This is a genomic window from Mammaliicoccus sp. O-M54, assembly GCF_022386035.1.
GTDB classification, from domain to species: domain Bacteria; phylum Bacillota; class Bacilli; order Staphylococcales; family Staphylococcaceae; genus Mammaliicoccus; species Mammaliicoccus sciuri_A.
Window position 1 is genome coordinate 147,618 of sequence record NZ_JAJNJE010000002.1, and the last position, 22,820, is coordinate 170,437.

The 22,820-nt window shown below is 30.8% G+C and carries 18 protein-coding genes; 6 read left to right on the forward strand and 12 right to left on the reverse strand.

The window, feature by feature from the left end:
• Positions 1-180: 180 nt before the first annotated feature.
• The 6 genes from LQ673_RS04745 to dcuS all read right to left on the reverse strand — a co-directional run bounded on the left by LQ673_RS04745 (position 181) and on the right by dcuS (position 6,546).
• The gene (locus LQ673_RS04745; protein WP_239705597.1) at positions 181-717 is read right to left on the reverse strand and encodes a putative immunity protein; all 537 of its coding nucleotides are present in this window, start codon (positions 715-717) and stop codon (positions 181-183) included.
• Positions 718-805: 88 nt separating this feature from the next.
• On the reverse strand, positions 806-1,405 hold the full coding sequence (locus LQ673_RS04750; protein WP_239705599.1) for a hypothetical protein: 600 nt from the start codon (positions 1,403-1,405) through the stop codon (positions 806-808).
• A gap of 138 nt (positions 1,406-1,543) precedes the next feature.
• Positions 1,544-2,725 carry an NAD(P)-dependent malic enzyme gene (locus LQ673_RS04755; RefSeq protein WP_239705601.1) on the reverse strand — a complete coding sequence of 394 codons (1,182 nt, stop codon included), beginning with the start codon at positions 2,723-2,725 and terminating at the stop codon, positions 1,544-1,546.
• A gap of 27 nt (positions 2,726-2,752) precedes the next feature.
• Positions 2,753-4,096: a 2-hydroxycarboxylate transporter family protein gene (locus tag LQ673_RS04760; protein WP_239705603.1), complete on the reverse strand. Its 1,344-nt coding sequence runs from the start codon at positions 4,094-4,096 to the stop codon at positions 2,753-2,755.
• 135 nt (positions 4,097-4,231) lie between these two features.
• Positions 4,232-4,945 (reverse strand): response regulator, encoded by a 714-nt coding sequence (locus LQ673_RS04765; RefSeq protein WP_239705606.1) that lies wholly within the window; start codon positions 4,943-4,945, stop codon positions 4,232-4,234.
• Positions 4,939-6,546 carry a DcuS/MalK family sensor histidine kinase gene (dcuS, locus tag LQ673_RS04770; RefSeq protein ID WP_239705608.1) on the reverse strand — a complete coding sequence of 536 codons (1,608 nt, stop codon included), beginning with the start codon at positions 6,544-6,546 and terminating at the stop codon, positions 4,939-4,941. Before dcuS ends, LQ673_RS04765 begins: the two co-directional genes overlap by 7 nt.
• 196 nt (positions 6,547-6,742) lie before the next feature.
• On the opposite strand from dcuS, the gene LQ673_RS04775 reads away from it, so the two are divergent.
• On the forward strand, positions 6,743-7,135 hold the full coding sequence (locus LQ673_RS04775; protein WP_025905399.1) for a (deoxy)nucleoside triphosphate pyrophosphohydrolase: 393 nt from the start codon (positions 6,743-6,745) through the stop codon (positions 7,133-7,135).
• Between the two features lie 2 nt (positions 7,136-7,137).
• A complete protein-coding gene (locus tag LQ673_RS04780; protein ID WP_239705610.1) occupies positions 7,138-10,020 on the forward strand; it encodes a DEAD/DEAH box helicase in 2,883 nt (960 codons plus the stop codon).
• 135 nt (positions 10,021-10,155) lie between these two features.
• Here the strand turns inward: LQ673_RS04780 and LQ673_RS04785 are convergent, their stop codons facing one another.
• From LQ673_RS04785 to LQ673_RS04805, 5 genes are all read right to left on the reverse strand, one after another.
• Positions 10,156-12,204 (reverse strand): AlwI family type II restriction endonuclease, encoded by a 2,049-nt coding sequence (locus LQ673_RS04785; protein WP_239705612.1) that lies wholly within the window; start codon positions 12,202-12,204, stop codon positions 10,156-10,158.
• 165 nt (positions 12,205-12,369) lie between these two features.
• On the reverse strand, positions 12,370-14,496 hold the full coding sequence (locus tag LQ673_RS04790) for a Dam family site-specific DNA-(adenine-N6)-methyltransferase (RefSeq protein ID WP_239705614.1): 2,127 nt from the start codon (positions 14,494-14,496) through the stop codon (positions 12,370-12,372).
• Between the two features lie 196 nt (positions 14,497-14,692).
• Positions 14,693-16,495, reverse strand: a complete 1,803-nt coding sequence (locus LQ673_RS04795; RefSeq protein ID WP_239705616.1) for an AAA family ATPase — start codon at positions 16,493-16,495, stop codon at positions 14,693-14,695.
• A 269-nt stretch (positions 16,496-16,764) separates the two neighbouring features.
• Positions 16,765-17,577, reverse strand: coding sequence for a CBS domain-containing protein (locus tag LQ673_RS04800; protein WP_239705629.1), 813 nt, complete (start codon positions 17,575-17,577; stop codon positions 16,765-16,767).
• Positions 17,578-17,730: 153 nt separating this feature from the next.
• A complete protein-coding gene (locus LQ673_RS04805; protein ID WP_239705630.1) occupies positions 17,731-18,204 on the reverse strand; it encodes a GNAT family N-acetyltransferase in 474 nt (157 codons plus the stop codon).
• Between the two features lie 242 nt (positions 18,205-18,446).
• Between LQ673_RS04805 and LQ673_RS04810 the strand changes: the two genes are divergently transcribed.
• On the forward strand, positions 18,447-18,557 hold the full coding sequence (locus LQ673_RS04810; protein ID WP_239705633.1) for a putative holin-like toxin: 111 nt from the start codon (positions 18,447-18,449) through the stop codon (positions 18,555-18,557).
• 538 nt (positions 18,558-19,095) lie between these two features.
• Here the strand turns inward: LQ673_RS04810 and LQ673_RS04815 are convergent.
• Positions 19,096-20,007: a LysR family transcriptional regulator gene (locus LQ673_RS04815; RefSeq protein WP_204253195.1), complete on the reverse strand. Its 912-nt coding sequence runs from the start codon at positions 20,005-20,007 to the stop codon at positions 19,096-19,098.
• Positions 20,008-20,189: 182 nt separating this feature from the next.
• Here LQ673_RS04815 and LQ673_RS04820 point away from each other — a divergent pair, with 182 nt between their 5' ends.
• The 3 genes from LQ673_RS04820 to LQ673_RS04830 are packed head-to-tail and all read left to right on the forward strand — an operon-like array spanning position 20,190 to position 22,741.
• Entirely contained in the window at positions 20,190-21,509 is a 1,320-nt protein-coding gene (locus LQ673_RS04820) for a GntP family permease (RefSeq protein ID WP_239705635.1), read from the forward strand.
• 17 nt (positions 21,510-21,526) lie between these two features.
• A complete protein-coding gene (locus tag LQ673_RS04825; protein WP_037589131.1) occupies positions 21,527-22,282 on the forward strand; it encodes an SDR family NAD(P)-dependent oxidoreductase in 756 nt (251 codons plus the stop codon).
• 36 nt (positions 22,283-22,318) lie between these two features.
• Positions 22,319-22,741 (forward strand): lipocalin-like domain-containing protein, encoded by a 423-nt coding sequence (locus LQ673_RS04830; RefSeq protein WP_037589130.1) that lies wholly within the window; start codon positions 22,319-22,321, stop codon positions 22,739-22,741.
• Positions 22,742-22,820 lie beyond the last annotated feature (79 nt).

Below are 22,820 nucleotides of genomic sequence, written 5' to 3' on the forward strand. Positions count from 1 at the left end.
TTAAGCCATGACTTCGACGATCTCTTGGCTTTACTCAGGTCTTAAGCCACGACTTGGGCGATCTCTTGGCTTTACTCAGGTCTTAAGCCATGACTTGGGCGATCTCTTGGCTTTACTCACACATTAAGCCACGACTTCAGCGATCTCTTGGCTTTACTAAATCCTCAAATCAAACAATACTCATCTTGCCATGATATCTTTTGCTATATGGATTTGTTTATTTCTTTCTTCAGTCACTAACTTTAAATCATTGTTAGATATTACATTCATCACTTTAACAGCATAATCTGATGATACAATTGCATGTCCTCTCATATGTCCTGTTGCGATTGCTTGTGCGTATACACGTGCTGCAAATTTACTTTGTTCTGTTAGTGATCTTTGTGATAATTGATTCGCTAAAAATCCAGCTTGTCTGAGTTCATAAGCACTAATTTGCCCTTCTTTTCTAAGTTTTAATTTGTGTTCAGTTTCTGAAATAATTGTATATTTTTCTTCGTCATTGCCTATATCTATATCATCAATAAATCTTTTCGCATTTGTAATCGCCCACTCGACAAGTTCTTTCTGTGTCATTTCTTCTAACAATGTCTCTAAAGTTATTCGTTTTTCAATATCATCTTTAATTTTCACTTTATATTTAGAAGGTATTTCAACTTTATGCGCTTTCTTAAGCTCTCTTTCATGCTCATTCCATGCATATTCCTCTAGATCCATAACATGTCCTCCTTAGTATGACGAATGTTTATATGCTTTCAATTAAATTTATAAAAACACCAGCTACATCATCATAGCTGGCATTATATTATCTTTGTATTTGATCGGCATTTTCTATGGCTGTTATTTTACCATTCTTTGTCGTTATCAATATTGAGAAGGAATTGTTTGGGTTATCATCATATACTAACCCATCGTTATTTTCTATAGTTGGTGTTCCGTGAACGGATTTAAATGCTTCTACTGTTACATTTGTTGGTGCTACGTATATATGTTCTGCTTTATCTTTACTATTATATTTTACAGCTACGTTGCCATATTTTTCAGCGTGAGATTGTCCAGCTTCTATACGGCCATCTGACTTCCCGAATTTCTTTTCAACGGCATCTCGCGACAATCCAATACCTACTCCATAAAATCCGCTTCTTACATCAGAATTCATAAAGCCTTGGCTAAATTGAGTCGTTTGGACATCGATGCTTGGTGGATCGCCTTCTGGTTCCTCAGAATCATCACTGGATTCTTTGTCATGACTTTCCTCACTACTCGGTTCTTTATCAGCTGTTTGTTGATTACTAGAAAATTCAATACGATTATCACCAGCAATAAATTGATACGCAATGAAACCAAATACACCAACGATTAAAAGTAGTAATACTAATATCATTCCCGAAAATATCTGTTTCAAATTCCTTCCTCCGAACTGTAATTTTCATAAAAAAGTTTATAAATGTATTGTAATTCATATCAAAATGACTTTCTATAGTAACCTAAATAAAAAAAGAATAGATTTCTCTATTCTTTTTGAACTATTTCTAAATATACCTTATACCAACACTTCTGTTTTATTTTCTACGCATTGTTGGACTGATGCTGCTACTTGATCGACGACTCTTTTTTCTAATGAATTTGGTATGACATAATTCGCATTGAGTTCGTCTTTATGAATGGTTGCTGCTATGGCTTTTGCTGCTGCTATTTTCATTTCAGTTGTGATATGTTGTGTCTTGGCATCTAATACACCTCTAAATATACCCGGGAATGCTAACAGATTATTAATTTGATTTGGATAGTCTGAACGACCTGTTCCAACGATTGCTGCACCCGCTTCATACGCTTCTTCCGGATAAATTTCTGGTGTTGGATTCGCTAATGCAAAGATAATTGGATCGTTGTTCATTGATTGTACATGTTCTTTTGATAATGCTTTTGGACCTGATACGCCGATAAACACATCTGCATCTTTAATGACATCTTCTAAAGTTCCTTGGATATTATCAAGGTTTGTATATTCAGCAATTTCTCTTTGTGCATCATTCAACCATTCTTCTGATTTATTTAAGACACCTTCTAGACTGACGAGCGTAATGTTTTGATAACCCGCTTCTAACAATAATTTCGCAATCGCAATACCTGCTGAACCTGCACCATTTATAATGATTTTGGCATCTTTATCCGCTTTATCTACAACTTTAAGTGCATTGATAAGTGCTGCAAGTACGACAATCGCTGTTCCGTGTTGATCGTCATGAAATACAGGTATATCTAATTCTTCTATTAAACGCTTCTCTATTTCAAAGCAACGAGGTGCTGAAATATCTTCTAAATTGATACCTGAAAAATTAGGTTGTAACGCTTTAATGATTGAGATAATTTCTTCAGTATCTTTCGTGTCTAATGAAATTGGAAAAGCATCAACATTCGCAAGTTTTTTAAAGAGAATACTCTTACCTTCCATAACAGGAATGGCTGCTTTTGGACCGATATCACCTAAACCTAGTACTGCTGTCCCATCTGTAATAACTGCAATCATGTTACCTCTTGCAGTTAATGTATTTACTTTTGTTTCATCTTCAGCAATTGCTCTACATACTGCCGAAACACCTGGTGTATAGACAACACTTAAGTCTTCTTCTGAAGTCACATCTACTTTGCTCGTAATTTCAATTTTACCTGCGCGTTCTTGATGTAAATTTATAGATTCACCGTATTCATTACTTTCTGTCATTTTTAATTTCTCCTTATTTATTTATATTTAGCTTAATAATTTTAATAAAAGTGATGCTAAGATTACGGTAGATACACCACCGATTCTAGTAGCCACTTGTGCAAACGGCATTAATGCCATACGTTTAGATGCTGATAATATCGCAACATCTCCTGTACCACCTAAACCACTATGACAACCTGTTACGATTGCTGCATCAACAGGATACATCTTCATTAATTTTCCTACGAAATATCCAGATAACATCATGACAAATACAACTGACGCACATACGATAACGTATGCTGGAGTTACAATCTTCACAACATCTTCTAACGGAATATAAAGCATACCGAGACCGACCATTAGCGGCCAAGTTAAACTTGTTGAAATAAATTTGTATAAATTATGTGCACCATCTTCCATTTTGTGTGGCATCACTTTAAGACACTTAATTAATGTTGCAAATAAAATCATAATAACCGGTCCTGGGACACCAATGAATTTCTGACCAAGCGTACCAACAATAAAGAATGTACAAGCAATAAGTAAACCTGCACCCATTAGTGAGAAATCAATGACTTTCTCTTTCTCTTCATGAACTTCATTACCATCTTCAGATTTTACTAACTTCCCATTTCCTGAAAGATGCTTTTTCTTTTCACCTAAACGCATCATAAGTCCCGCACTAACAACTGCAAAAATATTCCCAATAACAGCTGCTGGAATCATTTGAGATACAAATGATTCTGCTGATCCACCTAAAATAGATGAATATGCAATAGATAATGGAAGTATCCCTTCACCAATACCGCCACCGATAATTGGAACAACGATATAGAAGAAAGTATGTTGTAAATCATATCCAAACAATAATCCAACTAACATACCTGCTACGACAGCTAATACTGTACCCACTATTAAAGGCACAAACATGCGTGTGAAACCTTGAATTAACATTTTTCTATTCATGCCTAAAATACTACCGACTACTAAACAAGAAATATAGAAATACAAGAAATTAGACGTCTTCATCAAAGTCGTAACGGCTTCCATTGAAGATGTATTAATCACATTTAAAAATACTAAAATAGAAGGTACAAGCAATGCTAATATAGCTGGTCCACCTATTTCTTTTAATATAGGAATTCTCTGCCCTAAATCGCCGAGCAATATTCCTAAAATCATAATGACAGCAAATCCACCAATCATATCTGCTGGTAAAGTATTATATACAGATGCTGTTAATATAATTGCAGCTAAGACAATGTATAACGGTAATGGTAATACACCAATTTTAGCTTTCATTAATTTTTCCCATAAGCTTTTTATATTATTTTGGATAGGTAACTCACTCTCGGTAACCGCTTCCAAATTGGTCTTCGTATTCATTTTTATCCCCCTTAATTGATATAAACTCATTTTATGAAAACGCAACCAAAAATTATAGCTTATGAAATTTTAATTATCTTTTTGTAATTAAAAAAACCAAACGAACCGAATCGTTTGGTTTTAAATTTAGATATATCATGACATATATCCTTGTAAATATTTTAAGTTGTCTTTGTTTAACTTGTAGAAGTATATCGGTCGGCCAATACCATATGTTAAAGACTCTTCCAGCACTTCAATATCGGTTAAGAATTTTAAATACTTTCTGACTGATACTCTTGAAATATTAACTGCTTTAGAAATATCATCTGTTGAAAATGCATGATCTTCAAAGTCATTCATCTTCTCAATGATGCTTTGTAACGTTTCTTTTGTGACACCTTTTGGCAATTTCAGTTCTGAATCATCTGTAACAACTTGTTTATTCAAGAACTCTGCATCAATATCTGCTTGTTTAATTTGCTGATTGCCTTTAAAGAAAGTCTGTCCTTGTTTGTATTTAAGTAAAGACTGCTTAAATCGTTCAAATTCAAATGGTTTAATTAAATAATCTACCGCGCCATATCTGAACGCTGTCTTAATATCTTCAGCATCAGTAGCAGCTGTTATCAGTATCGCATCTACTTGATAACCTTGCTCTCTTACATATTTCAAAAAAGTTAAGCCATTTTCTTCTGGCATGTATATATCTAACAATAATAAATCGATTGTCTTTGACTGAATGACTTCCATTGCTTCTGTTACATTCTGTGCAAAATCAACTAACGCTTCAGGATCTACTTTTTCTATAAATTGACGATTGATTTGCGCAACCATTGGGTCATCTTCAACTATAAGTATATTTAACATTTATCTTCGTCCTTTTTCGGATAGTTTATAACAACTGAGAACTGTACATTTCCTGCTTCATGCGCATCTATTGATATTTGACCATCAAGCTTTTCAACACTTTGTTGAACAAGGTGTAAACCATACCCTCTATTCTCTCCTTTAGAAGAAAAGCCTTTTTCAAATATATGTTCATCTAGTTCATGATTGAGCCCTACGCCTGAATCTATTACATCTATCATTAACTGATCTTGTTTATAGTTTAAGTGTACATCAATTGTTTTCTTTTTAAGTGATGATGATACTAATGAGTCTATACTATTATCTATTAAATTACCGATAATGGTAATCACTTCATGTGTAATATGTGAATCTTTCGGTTCTGGTATCGTAGCATGATTCACAATAGAAAGCTTGATTTGTTGTTCGCGTGCCAGACTGAGTTTACCAATTAAGAAACCAGCTAGTGCAGCATCTTTAACTTTCGATGTGATATCTCCACTTTCTTGACTACCTAGTTCTACAATTTCACGTATGTACTGTTTTAAATCATCGTAATGTTCCATCTGCAACATACCAGAAATCACATGCAATCTATTACTAAATTCATGCGATTGAGCTCTTAACGTATCTGCATACGTCCGAACACCTACCAACTGCTCTGATAATTTATGCACTTCTGTCTTATCTCTAAACGTTGATATCGCACCTACTATGTCATGATTCACAATCAATGGTACTCTATTCACCAATATCTTCACGCCATTAATATCTTGCTCTTTATCAAGTTCAGGCTTTCCAAACTCAACAATCTTAGGCAATTGTGTCGAAGCCATATAATCATTAATTGGCATACCTATAGGATCACCTTTAAGACCTGCTTTTTTAAAAATATCCATCGCGGACTTATTAACCAGATTAATTTTACCTTCTTTATCCACTGCCACAATCCCTTCATGAACAGACTGTAACATCGTATTACGTTCACCTAGAATTTTCGCGATGTGAGAAGGTTCAAGTCCTAACAAAATACGTTTAATATAAATCGATAATAAATACGCACCGATAGCACCTACAATTAAACCAATCACAGATCCAATAATAATTTTCTTATTGCCATCTGCCAAAGCTTCATACACCGTCTGCATAGGCACACCAACCGATACCGCACCAACTTGCTTACCATCAGCATATATAGGTGTAAAAGCTCGCATCGTTAAACCAAGCGTACCTCTTGCAATAGACGTACCAGGTTTACCATGTAAGACGTCCCCTTCATCGCCACCTTTAAAATGCTTACCAATCAACTTCTCATTAGGATGAGACTTTCTAATGCCATTCATATCCATCACAACAATAAAACTCACGTCCGTTGTTTTTTGAATCTTAGACGTATAATCTTGGATTTTATGATCATCGCTATCCTCAGCCAAAGACTTCTGCACAACCTCAGAACCCGCAATCGCCTTACCAATAACCTCCGCCTTCTCCTTTGTCGTACTATGAATCGTATCCTTAATCGTATTACTGATCAATAAACACGTAATTAATAAAGAAAATAACACCACAATACAAACCACAATAATCACAAGCGTACTCAACTTCAATCTTTGCTTCTTCAAAACATAACCGCCTTTAGTAAACATTACAAATGTTATTAATTATTAAGAATATATCATATTCTTAGTTTTCATATAATAAATCATTGGAAATTATCTAAAGTTGAATTTTTATGGATCGTAATTTTACATTTTATTAACCTTGAGAACAATTTTTGATAAAATATAGACAAATATCATAATTTTTGGAGGTAATATTTTGAAAAAACAAATCGAAGTTGTAGGTGCAATTATCTTTAATGATGATAAGGTACTTTGTGCACAAAGAAATGAAAATATGAGTTTACCTCTTATGTGGGAATTCCCTGGTGGTAAAATAGAAAAAGGTGAATCTGAAATAGAAGCTTTAAAACGTGAGATCAGTGAAGAGATGTTATGTGATCTTGAAGTTGGTGATAAAGTTACTTCTACTTCTTATGAATATGACTTTGGAATTGTTAACCTTCATACATATAAATGTAAATTGAAAGAAAAAATGCCTACACTTACTGAACATAAAAGTATTCAATGGCTTGATGTTAAAGATCTTGAAACTTTAGAATGGGCCCCAGCCGATATACCTGCTGTCAAAATCATTGTAGATGAGGTATAAATATGAACAATTTATTAGAAGACTTTAATCAGTCGCTACACAAAGGGTTTATAGATCGTACAATTTCACATAAAGGTAATTTCATGCCTAAATTATTGGTCAATAATAATGAAGAAAATGTACTTTCAACTATTATTAATGAACTACATAAATGTAAGACATTCACGATTTCAGTCGCTTTTATCACAGAAGGTGGATTAGCAAGTTTAAAATCGCATCTATATGATTTAGACAAAAAAGGTGTTCGAGGTAAAATTATTACTTCGAATTATTTAGGGTTCAACACGCCTAAAATGTATAAAGAACTATTAAAGCTTAAAAATGTAGATGTAAAATTAACTGGTGTTAGTGGATTTCACGCAAAAGGATATGTATTTGACCATGAACATTATTCGTCCATGATTGTCGGAAGTTCTAATTTAACTTCTAATGCTTTAAAAGTTAACTACGAACATAATATCTTGCTTTCTACTCAAAAGAATGGCGATCTCGTTTATAATGTTAAAGCTCAATTTGATGAACTATGGCATAATAGTACACCTCTTTCTGATAAATGGATTCAAGATTATGAGAAGACATATGATGCGCGTAATTTAAAAGAAGCCTATCGTATCACCGAGCAACAAAATGAAATCCAAAGAAATATTGATGAAGCAGTTAGAATCGAACCTAACATTATGCAAAAAGAAGCATTACATTCATTAGCTGAACTCAGAAAAGAGCATAAAGATAAAGCACTGATTATTTCAGCTACTGGTACAGGAAAAACAATTCTCTCTGCATTAGATGTGAGAAGTTACAATCCTAATCAATTTCTTTTTATCGTTCATAATGAAGGCATTCTAAAAAGAGCTATTCAAGAATTTAAAAAAGTACTGCCATTCGCACAAGATGAAGACTTTGGCTTACTAACAGGGAAACAAAAGAATACTAATGCTAAATATTTATTTGCAACGATTCAAACATTATCTAAAGAAGATGTTTTTAGGCAGTTTGATGAAAAATACTTTGATTATATCGTTTACGATGAAGCACATCGATCTGCTGCCTCATCATATCAAAAGGTATTCAATTACTTTACACCTGATTTTGTACTCGGGATGACCGCAACACCTGAAAGAACCGATAATTTAAATATATTTGAAATGTTCGATTACAACATTGCTTATGAAATTAGATTACAAAAAGCGCTAGAAAGTGAAATACTCTGTCCCTTCCATTATTTCGGTGTCACAGATTATGTGCTTAATGGTCAATCTACAGATGATTACAGTAGTTTAGCAGATTTAACTTCTGATGAAAGAGTTAAACATATTCTAGAAAAAACTCAATACTATGGTTATTCTGGTGATACGCTTAAAGGACTTATTTTCGTAAGTAGAAAAGACGAAGCATGGGAACTCGCTAAAAAATTAACAGCTCTTAACGTACCTTCGCTTGCATTAACTGGTGAAGATAATATGGATAAACGACAAGAAGCAATCGAACAACTAAAATCAGGAGAAATCAATTACATTATTACCGTTAACTTATTTAACGAAGGTATTGATATCGCACCTGTAAATCAGATTGTCATGTTAAGGGAGACAGAATCAAGTATTATCTTTATTCAACAGCTTGGTAGAGGTTTAAGAAAAGCGGAAAACAAAGAATATTTAACGGTTATTGATTTCATAGGTAACTATAAGAAAAACTACCTCATTCCAGTCGCATTATCTGGTGATCAATCACAAAACAAAGATAATTATAGAAGATTTATAGCGGATAATACTGCATTAACAGGTGTTTCTACTATCAACTTTGAAGAAGTAGCTAAGAAACAAATATATGATTCACTGAAACAAGTCAATTTAAGTTCAGCAGCTCACATTAAACAGGCTTTTAATGAAGTTGAACAAAGAATTGGTCGAACGCCATTATTAATGGATTTCATTAGACAGAACTCTATAGATCCTAGCGTGATATATTCTAGTGACAGTACTTATAATAACTATCATGAATTCCTAGTCAGATTCAAGAAAATTGAAGACACATTAACTAAAAATGAAAGTCTCAACTTAACGTTCTTGTCACGAGAAATTGCACCAGGCTTAAAAAATGTTGATTATACAATTTTAGAAACTATTATGAGAAGACCTCATAAAATACATGAGCTACTACCAATCGCACAACAAATTGATTCAAACGTTACAAACGATGACATTCAGACAACCTTGAAAATTTTAGACCATCGTTTCTTTAGCGTTACAATAAACAAAACGTATGGTAGCCCTATTATCAACATAATCGATGATGAGGTTAGACTGACTGATACATTTTCAGAAGCACTAGAAAAAACAGTGTTCAAAACATACGTTGATGACATTATCGAATTAGCTAAATACAATAATATGGTTCATCACGGTAACCAAAACGGCCTACTACTGTATAACAAATATACAAGAAAAGACTTCGTTAAATTACTAAACTGGAAATCTGATGAGTCTGGAACAATTAACGGCTATAAATTCGGAAATAATACTTTACCAATTTTCATTACATATCATAAACAAGATGATATTAGTGATAATACAAAGTACGAAGATGAATTCCTAAGCCCTGACGAACTCAAATGGTTTACAAGAAGTAATCGTACATTAGAATCAAAAGAAGTCCAAAAAATCTTAGCACATCAAGAAAATAAGGTAGATATGTATATCTTTGTAAAGAAAGAAGATGTGGCAGACGGGAAAGAATTTTATTACCTGGGAAAAGCCCACTATATTAAAGATTCAGCAGAACAAACAATCATGCCAAACGCTAAACAACAAAATATCGTCACAATGACATTATCTATGGAATCACCTGTAAAAGACGAAATATATAGATATATCATAGAGGCGTAGGATATGAAAAAAAGTGCAAACTCATCATGAGAATGCACTTTTTTCGTTTCAATAACATATCTAGTTAAAATTTATATGGATTTTCAAGATCTTAATAATTTCAGTATAGAGTATTTAGTAGTACATCCATTTAAATTATTCTAAATAAAACATTTTTTCAATAATAGCTGTTCTCCAGCCACTTTTTATTCTAGTTGGTTCTTTTTCAAGATTATTATTTATTATTTCTATAATCTGTTCTGCAGAAACAGAATTGTTCATTAATGAAATTAACTCTGCAATGGTAATTGGAAATATGTTTATACCTTCTATACATCCTTTATGTATAGTACCAAATAAATCAACATGTTTAAGTGCTCTAAAAATATTTGATACATTATTGTCAATTTCATTTGCGATGAGTAAAGTTTGAATAATATTATAATTATTTTCTATTGCAAAGTTTGTTGAATGTCTTATAACTGGTTCAAGTTCCCCTCTTTTTTGTGAATTAGTATCCATCAATGTAGCTTCCATAAGAATTGCTTTATCATTATATTTTATTTCTAAATCACCCATACCTCCTGGTGCATGTCGCAAAGGCAAAAAGTTACCATCTAATGTTAAATTATATGATTTTAATAAAGAAAAACTCTCATTTGAAATATGGTACCACGCAATAACAAGTAACCATTCTAAAATTGTAGGTATAGTTGCTTCCTCAGTTACTTGAGATTGAACATAATCGTCATTTCTTTTAACTATTTCTTCAAGTAGATTAATAACCTTCTGCTTAGTAAATTTATTATTAACCATTTTTTTAAAATCTCTCTCATTATTACTCTGAATAATCTCTTGCAAGTTGCTAATGTCTTCTATTTCATACTTTTTAGATACACTGGTCATTAATTCAATTAATTCATCTTTGTTTAATCCTAATATTTCTATAGTGCTTATATCTTTAAAGAATATACTATTATTATCTTTTTCATACTCACTATAATTATCTTCACCGAATAAAGAATACTTTTTACTGCCTTCTAAAATACTTAACAGTGGTGTAATTAACCAAGGATTAGCCAAATTAACCAAATTATTATCAAAATTAAACATACCTGATACATTAAATACTCTTTTACACATATCTTGATATTCCCGTATTAAGTCATATTTTTTACTTAACAAAAATGTTCTGTAAATTTCAAAAAAATCACCACTTAATAACAGGTTGTCAATGTTATTATCAATAAAATCAGAAACAGTTTCATCCTTTATGAATTTAAAAGGAGTTTTATTAAAACCAAATGCTTTTTTTATTTTCTTATGCATTGATAATTTTCTTATATCATTGAATGATTCTTCAGATGAATTTTTTGTTAAATCCAGTAATGCAATGACAAACTTATTATATAGTGGAAATGAAGCTTCTTTACTCTTACCATTACTAAAGAGCTTTTTCATGATTTCTTTAGATATCTCATTATTTTTGGCAACTTGTTTAGCTAACTCTTCTTCTTCTTCATTAATAAGATCGTCTTTAAAAACATTATAATAAAATTCATCAAATAAAACTTCACCATTTTGTACACCATTATAATCGTTGAGAATATTCTTAATTCTTTCACCTGCTACATCTGGTTTAATAGATTCAATAATCTTAAAAAAATCATTAGAAGGAACATTATTATATTTAGACAAAAACTTTAAAGCAAATCTAAAATTATAAAAATATTTATTAGATTTGTGGGAATAAATTCTTAGTTTAAGTAACTGCCTTAGATAAACAATATTATCTTGATTAATATTTAATAACTTCTCTAGTTCATCACACTTTTTATTTTCATTTAATCTATATAATTCTCCAACTTCAGTAAGATCTCTTTTATAGTTAATGAAACCAATTTTTACTATATGATTAGTATTCGTTCTACCTCTAAATCCTTTTTTAGAGCTTTCTTTGTAATCTTCTATTCTCGAGAATTTATCAAATAATTTAATATTTTCAATTTTTTCAATTTCTACTACCTTACTTATAAACATTTTATAGTAGAGCTCTTGTCCATCTAAATTCTTTTCCCAAATATTACCTTGAACCTTAAATTCATGCAATACATCTAGAATTAATTTGTTTATATCCAATACTCTCTTAACTCTGAGACTCGTGTCACCCATATTAAACAAACTCTTTGAACTACTTAATTTCATAGTATCCCAACCCAATTGTTATTTTAAAGAAAATACTAGTTTAATACCATAATAATCATATGATTATATTAATTCAATATTTTTAATATAGTTTTATAACTCAATATATTTATAATTAAAGAAATTATCATGTTACATTAGAACAAAATAAAAAAACTAACTAAATTAATAGTTAGTTATTAGTACTTCATGAGTTATTTTATTTTTGGCACTAGATTGGTAATTCGAATTATTATAATTATGATTTAAATAATGAATATTATATTTGTCTGCCCATTTTAAAAGATGTTCATTAACTATTCCTTTATGCTGAATTACATTAGATAATGCAAACTTAATTCCATTTTTATCGCATTGATCCAAATAGGTAAATAATTCTTCATCATCATTTTTACTCCACCCATTGTTTTCAGTATAAGTTGCTGTTGTTATAGAATAAGGTGGATCAGCATAAATAAATGTATTTTCAGAAAATGGAATAACATCCCTAAAATCATCAGAAGAAAAAATTATATCTTTTTCATGTAGTACCTTCATAAATTTTTTCAATTTTAAAACCATATTATCGTTAAAGTCTCTTTTACCAACAGGAAGATTAAATTCTCCTTTTTTATTAAACCTAATCTGATTATTGAATCCAAAAACACTTAATAAATATAATGCTATATTTTCAAGATGACTCCCATTAAATTCATTGGCATTATAATCAGCTCTTAATTTTGTATATCCAGGCCTATTATAATCCCCTAGCCCTTTTGAAGAATTCATTTCATAAAAATCATATCCAAAATCACTAGATTTAGATAAATGATATTTATCTATTAATTCATTTATATTCTTTAGTACATCATCAATTTCAGAAATTGATAAATATCTATACAAATTAATTAAAGGTTTCATACTATCATTAATAAGTATTTTGTTTTTGGGGTTACTATTTATGGCAACACAAGAACCACCAGCAAATAAATCTATGAAATCGTCATATGTTTCAGGGAATAAAGGAATTATTTGATTTAACAATTTATATTTCGAACCGGTATAGTTAATAGCAGAAGTAGTATATTCAATTTTCTTTTTTTTTATTTTACTATTAACTTCGCATAAATACAGTATTTCCTTATGATCTTCAATTTTGCTTTTTCCAGTTGTATAAGATTGAAATTTAGTTTCAAAAATTTTAACTTTCCCTTTTCTTTTAAGTATATTAATAATTTCTTCGTTAGATATTTTAGCATTTGATCTACCATTTCCCTTATTAGCCATGTTATTATACGAAACCAATATATACTTAGCATTAATATTTTGAATTAAATCTTCGAATGCTAGAGGTGCTTTATTTGTAGAATAATCAGATTTAGTTTTAGATCTATCTATCATTTTTCTAGCTACACCTGTAACTTCTGGTTTTTCCCATTCTACGATATTTTCCAATAGATGGTAAGCGTCACCATATTGTCTAGAATTATATGGTGTATCGATATAGACAAGTGAGGCATGAATGTTTTTTACTAACTCATTGGCGTCTGTACAATAAATTTCATTATCTCTGTTTAAATTAACTTTAGGCATCTTCAAATATATTTTATTAGTCATATCTATATTTTTTCGATATGCATCATAATGACCTACTGTATTAGCTACTTTGTCCATTGCATATATAAGTGATGTAATTAAAAAAGCTTTTTCCCTATCATTCAAACCACTCATTTTTTCTATGGCTTCACGAATAGATCCAATTTTACGAGCATTTTCCATACTGAAATATTTATCCCCAAATTCTTTAGAAACATAATTGTCTGTTCCTTCAATTTCATTTAAGTAATTTAGGCATTTCTGTACTTTAGTTTTATTTATTTTTTCATTTCCAAACCATGTTTTATATGTTACATAATTAGATTGTAAAATGTCATTAATGATAATTTTATGACCTTTATTTCTAAATAGTTCAGATACTACCCCGGTTCCTCCAAAGATATCAGCAACTGTATTTACATTCTTTGTATTATTTGACACTACCTCTTCTATAAAAGATAATAATCTTCTTTTGGACCCTAAATATCTTCTATTATATATATTTAAATCTTCTTCATTACTTTCGTTTACTTCTTGTACAGCTTTCCTTTTCTTTTCAGCAATTAATTTTTCAATTTCTAATATATTACTTTCGCTCCATATATACCATCCACGCCAGTCTTTATTTGGCATTGATATAGATTTAGTGTTAATCCAATTCATTAATGTTTGTCTTGATACATTATATCTTTCCATAATTTGTTTTGTATTTATCATATTCATTCACCTCAAACTCACCCTTAATGCATCTAATGCATCTAATTACTTTTACAATAAACCAGATGTACATCTAATTCAATAATATGTGTAAAAATAACCTTAATTTATTTAAACATTATTCCCTTTTTTAAATAGTTTTTCTTTTATAATCTTTAAAAAAGCAGTTATTCATAAAAATGAATAACTGTTTTTTTCACATTGTTATAGTCAGAAAATCTGATATCATTTCTGTAAATTCATACTTTACATCCCCATTATTATTTGTATATTTCTCCATTTCTTTAATCTGTTCAAATGTCATTTTTGGCCAAAATTTTTCTAATACTTTTGATGCTGCTACTCCAGTAATTTGGTTAATAATTTTTTTTGCATCATCAGTTTCACTAAAACTAACGCTTTGTTCAAAACAATCTTTATGTATATAATTTTCAGGCTCTCTTCTTCTAGTCAAATACGCTTTTATTCCTTCAGATTTCAACTTATTTATAATTTTTACATTTCTATTTTCATCTTGAGTTTCTTTATCTGAATCTAATAGCACACACCATGGAAGTTGAAATTGTTCAACTACTTTTATAGTTCTCCAAGCTTTTAAATTTGTACAACCTCCTGTTGGTAAAATTGCAAAACCTTTTTCTTGTAATGTATAGTCTATTGAGCCACCTTCTTTTAGCTTATTGCATAAGTGATTTATAAATATTACATCTCCTTTTCCCTCCACTAATAAAATTGCTTTGGTGTTATTAGTAAAAGGTTCCGGTAATAAACCTAATGTTTCTGCAATCTCTTCATATACTTCTTCATTGTTTGATTTTACTATTCTATGTTTCCCTTCCTTAGTTACGAATCTTAAACTTTCCAAAGGCAATAGTCCAGCTAACGAAGGTGTATGAGTTGTCAATATAACTTGAGAATTTGTATTATTTGCCAAATCCAAAAATGACTTTATCAACATTTCTTGATGTTTAGGATGTTGAGAAGTTTCTGGTTCTTCAAATGCATAAATTACATTCTGCGATGTTTCATCAATTAATTTTCTTTCGACCTCTGCTCTAAAGAAGTTTAGTAATATAAGTCTTCTGACACCGCTACCACGTTTATTAACAGAGATACCATCGTCTGCTTGAATCGTTAACTTAAATTGAGACTCAAATTTAGGATCTGTTTTAAATTCTGGAGTTAATGCAGTAGCTAGTTCACTGTCCATTTCTTGTAACTTTTCTAATGTCCTATTTGCAGTCTCTAGAGCTTTGTCTTTTACTGCTATTTTTATTTTCTCAATTTCTGACTCTAATTCTTTTAATGCTTCCTTAATAGCTATTGACATTGGGTCTACTACTTCTTTATCATTGTCCCTGCTTGATCTATCTGATTGAAATAGTGAAAAAATGGGCAAATATTTTTCTAATACTTCATAAACTTTTTTTGAATCTTCATAGTCTACTGCTACGTCTTGTGTATCTAAATCAAGGTTATCTGCTTCATTAAAAATTGCACCTCTTATACTTACATTACTATTTGCATTATATAATTCTTCTGGAACCTTCAATTCCTTAGCAGTAGTTCTAAGTTCAGACCTTTTCATATTTATTAATTTATTATATGGTGAAACAGTTGGATAATTACAAACAATATAAATCTTTGATTTAGGTTTTCCAACACTGGCTTTAAATACTTTTTTTATTTCTAAATCTCCATCAGTATTTAACAAAAATTCTTTTTTTAATGTAGTCTTTGATGTACTATCTAAAGTTATTTCATCAGGTAAATCTTCGAAAACGCATGATATTTCTATATTTTCACTATCTGCATTGATACTTAAATCTTCTTTTTCACAAACTACTAATGAATTATTAAAGAATATTTCTAATGCTTCTAGAATAGTTGATTTACCAGCATCATTTTTACCAATAAATGCTGTTATATCATTAAAATTTATTTCGGTTAAGTTTTTATATCCTCTAAAATTTCTAATTTTCATATATTTTAATTTCATAATTCCCATTCCCTCCCAAAAATTTTATATATAAATTTAATTTTCTCCATACTATGTTTGGAAAATATTTATTTTATTCAATTATACAAAATTAACTTAATCAAAACCATATATAATTATAAAAAGATTTTTGAGAAACATATATTTTGTAATTATTATGTATATTTAGTAATTGAAGATTTCTAATTCATCCTATAACTACAAAAAAGTAAGCAACTCGGTCTTTGAGTTACTTACTTGAAATTACAATATTATTTTTGATTTAAACATTATGTTTTACTATCTAGAAAAATCATTATCTCTGAAATATCTGCCGGAGTAAAAATTCCCACCAGATCTTCTTTTGATCTAAATATTTTATTACCTGATTTACTGATAAGAATATACTTGTTAATCGATTCTACATCTGCGAAACAATCAATTACTTGATATAATTCATCCTCTATATAGAGTATTTCATAGGATTTTTTATTTTCTTCTAAGTCCAAATTACTTTCTATTAAATCCGAAATTTTTTCTTCTTCGAATAAAATACCACCTGTTTCATTTTTATTAGCTATAAAATTGGTAATACCATTATCAGATATCATTCCCATAAGTTCATTACTGTTAAAAACCGGAAACTGAGATATTCTATATTTGGATATGTAATTTAACATTTCACTTAACCTAGTTTCGGGATATAAGATAATTGGTTGTATTGCTTTCTTTTCATTAATATAATTTTTTATGCTTATTGGTTTCACAAATCTTTTAAATAAAACATCCATAATTTTCATAGTATTGTCAGATGGTTCAGCAATATCGTAAAACTTATTTGTAGAATCATGAATAATTGTATTCCTTAAATTGTTAACTAGATATAATTCATCAATATATCTAGAAAGATCTCTGTATTTTTTATTTTTATATGCCTTTATTGTTTTTATGCAATCATTAAAAGTTAAGTCGTAGGTAGGTTTTCTATCTTTTCCAATATCAGCCGATAGAAAATCGCTTTTCAGCTTTTCATTTAAGACTTTATGTAATTCATTAAATGTATTTATAAATGCTTCTTGTTTCTGAGTCATTTTATTAATCATTATCCAAGCTCCTTTATATCTTTAATTTAAACATTATGTTAATTTTACACTTTTTTATTATAGTTTTAAACAATTCTACTATATTGAAAATATTATAAAATTCGTTCAAAAAGCCACCTTTAAAATCATTAAAGGTGGCTTTCCAAGTTTTCTCTACAAATATTTCTCCAACACTATCTCATCTCGAATTGGAATCCCGTTTTCTGCAAATAGTGGGATAGATGGCTTTTGCTTTCTTGCTTTTTCTACTGCATTTGGAATAACTTTTGCGATGCTATATCCTCTTTTTTGATAGAACTTCAAAGCATTTAAGTTATCATTTGTTGTTATGACTGAAATGTTTGTTATCTCCTTTTCCTCAGATATTTCTTCTAACTTTTTCAACAATTGACTTCCTATTCCTACATTCTCTCTAAAACTATCTAATGAAATAATTTCTATTTGATCATTTCTTATTATATATGTAATCACACCAATTATTTCCGCTTCATCGAATGCAACAAATCCTGGTAAATCTGATAATTGATAAGTTCCTGAAGAGACAACCATTTCATCATCACCCCAGTTATCAATAAACAAATCGATGAGTACTTGTTTATTGATGTCCTTAGTATGAATCATTTTCATTGTTTATCACCCGCTTCTTGTACTTTAACTAAATTCTATTAAATACTCTTTAATTTGTGCTATGAGCATTAAATTATTACAAAAAAATAACCATTCCCAACTATTAATCAAGTTTACGGAATGATTGATATTATCTTTATATTAATATAAGCAAGTTCAAGTGATAGTGATTAACTCTTAGTATTAAATAACTTAACGCTTATGAAAGTATCTACAAAATCTTTAGAAAGGAGCAGCCTTTTGTGATTCCAATTGTCGATGCAATTAGGCTGATAATGGATTTCGGTACTTTTATCGTTGTTATCTTAATCGGCTTAGTCATTACAATTGTGAAGTTAAACACTAAAAAATAACCACCTCTAACTTTGACCTGTTAAATGGTTACTTTTTTAATCAACAAACTAACCACCATCTCTCGAACCTGCTCAATGGCCAACGTGTTCGCGCACGTTGTTATTTTATAGTTATATTATACAATAATACATAATATTATGTCTATAACAACCAAAAAATATGTTACAAATACTGGTAATTTGGTATAATATAACAGAGCAAGTTGGATTGATGGTGGCTAATCTCTATTTAAGGGGTGATGCCTATGATGTTGGTTTTTGCTCCTGGAAAGGAGTAGAATGACTGATTATGAAATTCTAATGGTTGTCATATCAATCATTGGTTTAATATTAATTAGCAACAATCAAAAAAAGTAACCATTCCAACTTTTGACGGAGTTCTGGAATGATTACTTATTATTGTTCTAAAAACTTCAGTCACCGTCTTTCGAACGGGCTCATTGGGCAACGTGTTCGCGCACGTTGTCCTTTTTCATTTACATAATATCATAATTTGGTATATTTTGTCTATTTTCTATGTTCTTTTAGTTCTTAACACCTATCTCTCTTTAAATCGCATTATTGCTAAATTTAAAAAGACACTTGCTGCTTTTGAGATATCATAATGTTTATTATATGCAATTGCTACTGTGTTCTTATAAACGAACTCATTTAATTTGAAGTACTTTACGTTTTGATGTGATGATTTCATTTTCACACTTGCTGGCACGACTGTTATACCTAATCCTTCGTTTACTAAGTAAAGTGCATTATCTACATTAATAGTTTCTACTATTGTTTGTGGTTTCAAATCATGATCTTCAAAAAATGTATCTGTCACTCTGCGTAATGTCATATTGTTCTTAAGCAGTATAAATTTTTCTCGATTCAATTTGTTAATCGCAAATGGTAATTTATGCTCTGAAGATTGTACATATTTTGCTAATGGATTCTGGTCTGGGATGGCTAAGTACAATGCTTCTGTATATAACGTCTCGTAGTCTATTTCTTCATTATTGATTGGTAATATGGTAATGCAAATATCTATTTTATGTTCTGCAAGTAACACTTCTATTTGATTCGCGCTGTCTTCTATTAATTCAACTTCGATACCTGGATAGTTCTTTATAAATTCAGGCAAAATATTATATAAAGTATGTGATGCTAGAAATGGGTTCACCCCTATTTTTAAGCGTCCTTTTTCTAAATTGGCGATTTCTTGTAATTCATAAGCCATTTTTTGAGAGATGTTCTCCATTTCTTCTGCATAAGCTAAATAACGTTCTCCTGCGTAAGTTAATGTTAAAGGATTACTTTCTCTATCAATGAGTTTAACCCCTACTTCTGATTCTATATCTTTCAAAAATTTACTTAAATAAGGCTGTGAAACGTATAAATGTTTAGCTGCATGAGAAATGTTTCCAAATCTCACAATAGCCTCTAAATATGATTTAGCATGTAATTTGTTCATAGGTTCATGTCCCCTTTATGTCTATCTTTATAAGCGTAACCCCTTATGATACTTGCTTTCATACACCTCTATAACTAATTAGTTATCACGCTAATAACTAAACAAGTCTTTTACTTCAGGCGATTTCAGGCGAATAATAGTATATGTAATCACATAAATCGTAATTGTTATAGGGGGATTTTATGGAAACAATAGGTACGATTGGCATCATTATAGGTATCCTCTTCATTATTTATTTATCAATGAAAGGTTATTCTATTTTGGTTATAGGGCCAATAGCTTCAATCATTGTTATTCTAACAAATGGCTTACCGTTCTTTAATTCTTTAGTCGGTACCGAAGAATCGTATATGACTGGTCTCGCCGGTTTTATTATTAGTTTCTTTGGTGTATTCATTCTAGGTTCACTACTTGCGAAGTATATGGACCAAAGTGGTGCAGCACAATCTATCGCTGAAAAAATCATTAGCAAAGTTGGTACAAACAATCCATATTCTATATTAGTAGCAATCTTCTTAATTACTGCTATTTTAACATATGGTGGCATTAGCCTGTTTGTTGTTGTCTTTGTTATTGTGCCTTTAGCTAAACCATTATTCAAGCAATTAAATATCGCTTGGAACTTAATTGGGATTCCAATCATGTTAGGTTTAGGTACATTCACGATGACGATGCTCCCTGGTACACCGTCAGTACAAAACGTTGTCCCTACTAAATATTTAGGTACAACTTTAACAGCGGCACCTTTACTAGGTATTATCGGGGCAGTTGTCGCAATAGTATTTGGGTTATGGTATATGAAATATGCATTAAATAAAAGTCTTAAAAAAGGTGAAACATTCGATGACTTTAATGTCGAACAAGACGATTCTGATCAATCTAAAAATAAAACACCGAACTTTTATTTGAGTATTTTACCAATTATCGTGTTAATAGTAATCAATATTGTGGGTAGTATATTAAGAGTAGAAAATGTTATTCTGATTGGTTTAGCAGTGTCCATTATCTTATCAGCTATACTATTTTATCAATATATACCTAAACAAAAAGCAATTATTAATGATGGTGCAGTAAGTTCTATCTTACCAATGTTCTTAACCGCTTCAGCTATCGCATTTGGTACTGTTGTCACATTAGCACCAGGATTTGATGGTATTAAGACTTTCATCTTAAATATACCAGGTAATCCATTAATCAGTTTATCAATCGCATCTGCATTATTCGGTGTGATAACTGGATCTGCATCTGGTTCACTAGGTATCGTGATGCAAGCATTCGGTAAACAATATGTTGATATGGGACTCGATCCAGATGCTATTCACAGAGTAGCTACAATGTCTTCATCAATATTCACAGTTATGCCTCACACAGGCGTTGTATTAACATTCTTCGCTTTAACAGGCTTAACACACAAAAACGGCTTTAAATATTTATTCATTACAAACACAGGTGCAAACTTACTCGCACTTATCGTTGTTATTTTAGCATCAATTATTCTATAAAATTCAGGAGGTTTTACATTATGAGAAACGTAATCGTAACAGGATCAGGACAAGGTATTGGATATGCAATCGCACAAGCTTTTGATAAAGAAGGTGACCGTGTATTTATTTTTGATATGAGTAAAGAAGTAGCGGATAAAGCAGCACAATCTTTAAACAACGGTGTCGCTTATCAAGTAGACGTAACAGATGAACCAACTATTGAAAAATCAATTAAAGAAATCACTGAACAATATGGTCCAATAGATGTACTTGTTAACAATGCAGGTATTCAATTTATTTCTAAAGTAGAAGACTTCCCATTAGAAAAATGGAACCAAGTTATCGGTGTTATTCAAACAGGTACATTCTTAATGACTAAACACGTATTACCAAGCATGAAACAACAGAAAAAAGGTCGTATCGTTACAATTTCATCAGCACATGGTGAAATGGCAGACCCATTCAAATCAGCTTACGTTGCTTCTAAATTCGCTCAAATTGGATTTGCTAAAACAGTAGCACTTGAAGTTGTAGCAGATGGTATTACTTCAAACGCTGTATTACCAGGACCAGTTCGTACTGCTTTAATTGAAAATCAACTTGCACACTTAGCAGAACAAGACAATTCTACTGAACAAGAAGCAATGGAAAAATACATTACAGGTAAAATGCCAATGAACCGTTTATTAGAACCATCAGAAATTGCAGATACTGTCATATTCTTAGCATCAGACGGTGCTTCAGCAATTACTGGTGAAACAATCAGTGTATCAGGCGGTTCTAACGCATAATTTATAAATAAACAAATTATCTAAGGAAGTGTTCAAATGGCTAATTTAAAAGATCAATTAATTGGAACTTGGAAATTAGTAAGATATCAAGATGAAACTGAAAACGGAGAAATCTTTTTCCCATTAGGTAAAGATGCAACAGGATTTATCATGTATAACCCAGACGGCTATATGTCAGCACAATTAATGCAACAAGGCCGTCCAGCATATGAATCAGGAGATTTACACACAGGTACACAAGATGAAATGGCTACAGCAGCACACGGATACGTAGCATACTCAGGTAAATTTGAATTAGATGAAGAAAATTCAACAGTGTACCACACAATGGAAGTAAGTATGAACCCAACATGGTTAGGAGAAACACAACCAAGAATCTTCACATTAGAAGGCGATACACTAAGTATCATAAACGGTAACGTTCCCAACCAAAAACTCGTTTGGGAACGTGTGAAATAATTAAATAATAATGATGAGAAAACCGGGACTAGCATGCAAGTCCCGGTTTTTTTCTGTTTTGAGATGGGGGATTGGGGAT